Source organism: Streptomyces graminilatus, assembly GCF_001418565.1.
GTDB classification, from domain to species: Bacteria; Actinomycetota; Actinomycetes; order Streptomycetales; family Streptomycetaceae; genus Streptomyces; species Streptomyces graminilatus.
Window position 1 is genome coordinate 1 of sequence record NZ_LIQQ01000719.1, and the last position, 1,783, is coordinate 1,783.

3 protein-coding genes are annotated in these 1,783 nt (G+C 67.8%); all 3 read right to left on the reverse strand.

From position 1 onward, the window contains the following. Nucleotides 1-37: 37 nt before the first annotated feature. Complete coding sequence (locus tag AOK08_RS40525) at nucleotides 38-925, reverse strand: prohibitin family protein (RefSeq protein WP_055535390.1); 888 nt, start codon at nucleotides 923-925, stop codon at nucleotides 38-40. A gap of 129 nt (nucleotides 926-1,054) precedes the next feature. Then, nucleotides 1,055-1,207 (reverse strand): hypothetical protein, encoded by a 153-nt coding sequence (locus AOK08_RS46250; RefSeq protein WP_157877014.1) that lies wholly within the window; start codon nucleotides 1,205-1,207, stop codon nucleotides 1,055-1,057. An 83-nt stretch (nucleotides 1,208-1,290) separates the two neighbouring features. Continuing rightward, nucleotides 1,291-1,783 (reverse strand): PLL family lectin (locus tag AOK08_RS40530; RefSeq protein ID WP_198539552.1); only part of this gene is annotated, 493 nt, incomplete at its 5' end.

Sequence of the window (1,783 nt, forward strand, 5' to 3'; positions counted from 1 at the left end):
CCAGCCCCCACCGGCCCGCAGGCAGGCGAACTGCCGATCAGTTCTTGCTGCCATCCACGATGACCGGCGTCCCGTTCGCACCGGTGCCGCACGGCACCGCGTACACCGGATGAGACCTGGCAGCCTCCTTGTAAGCCTCCAGGCACTGGTTGTAAAGCACCTTGTCGCTGAGCGACTTGGCGAGAATCTCGTTCGCGTGAGCGATCCCCTCCGCCTCGATCCGCCTCCGCTCGGCCTCCGCCTTGGCCGTACGCGCCGCCTCCACGGCCCGCTCGGTGGACTGCTCCTGCTGGATCTTCTGGTCGATCTGGTCCTGGAGCTTGTCCGACGGCCGCACATTGCGCAGATTGACGTTGGTGACGTCGATCCCGCGCGGCGCCAGCCGCTCCTTGACCAGCGCGGCGATCTCCGCGCCGATCTGCTCGCGGGCGGAGGCGTAGCCCTCCTCACTGGTGTGCTTCGCGAAGACGTTCCGGATGATCTCGCGGCTGTCCGGCACCACCAGCCGCTCCTGGACGGCCTCCTCACTGCCCGCCAGCCGGTACAGCTCGACCGCTCTGGCCGGGATGACGGCCCACTTGATGGTGACGTCCGCGTACAGCACCCCGCCCTGCGCCGAGCGGACCTCGATGACGTCCTTGCCGTACATGTCGAGGTCGACGGGGCGGGTGGAGAAGGACGTGACGTCGGTGAACGGCGACTTGAACTGGACGCCGGAGGTCATCGGCTTCCCCACCTTGCCGAAGGTCACCGGCACCCCGACCTCGTAGGCCTTCACGACATGGAGGCACGAGAAGACACCGGCCAGCACGGCCGCGAGGGCGCTGAGTGCCGCCCCGATCTTCAGACCGCCGGTATCCCGGCCACGGCCGACGAGGAAGAGCACTACCGCTGCTATGAGCAGCAGGATGGACAGTACGAACACAGAGATTCCCCCCTGGGAACAGGCACCCGGTGGCAGTCACCGGGCACCGAATACGAGGACCGGCGCCGCCTCGGGCGCGATCCGCAGAGCGAATCGTAAGGGGCGTCGGTTTCATGGGCCTCAGGTGTTCTATGTCCGGGTGCGGGCGCGCACCATGAGCGCGCCCGGGTTCCCGGGTTCCGGGGCCTTGAGAACGTCCGCGTCGATGCTGGTGAAGCCGTGCCGCTTGAGGGTGCCCGCCCACATTTCAGGGGCGTACCCGGCCAGGCTCTCCATCAACACGTCAGCCCCGGCGCGGACACTCGGCCGGGGCTGACATGCGGGCGGGACAGACGTTGCCCGAGCTTTACCTATACGTCAGACGCCTATCCCCACCAGTTCACCCACAGGTGGCTGTCGTTGCCGCGGACGAAGACGTAGGGCCGCTGGGCGGAGCCGGGCGAGTCCATGACGGTGATGGCGCCGATGCCGGAGGCCACCGGAACGTTGGGCGGTGTGCTCTGGTCCGACCAGGTCCAGTTGCTCCCGCTCCACCAGTTCACCCACAGGTGGCCGTCGTTGCCGCGGACGAAGACGTAGGGCCGCTGGGCGGAGCTGGGTGAGTCCATGACGGTGATGGCGCCGATGCCGGAGGCCACGGAAACGTTGGGCGGTGTGCTCTGGTCCGACCAGGTCCAGTTGCTCCCGCTCCACCAGTTCACCCACAGGTGGCCGTCGTTGCCGCGGACGAAGACGTAGGGCCGCTGGGCGGAGCCGGGTGAGTCCATGACGGTGGTGGCGCCGATGCCGGAGGTCACCGTGCTGCCAGGAGGAGTGCTCTGGTCCGACCAGTTCCAGTTGCTCCCGCTCCACCAGTTC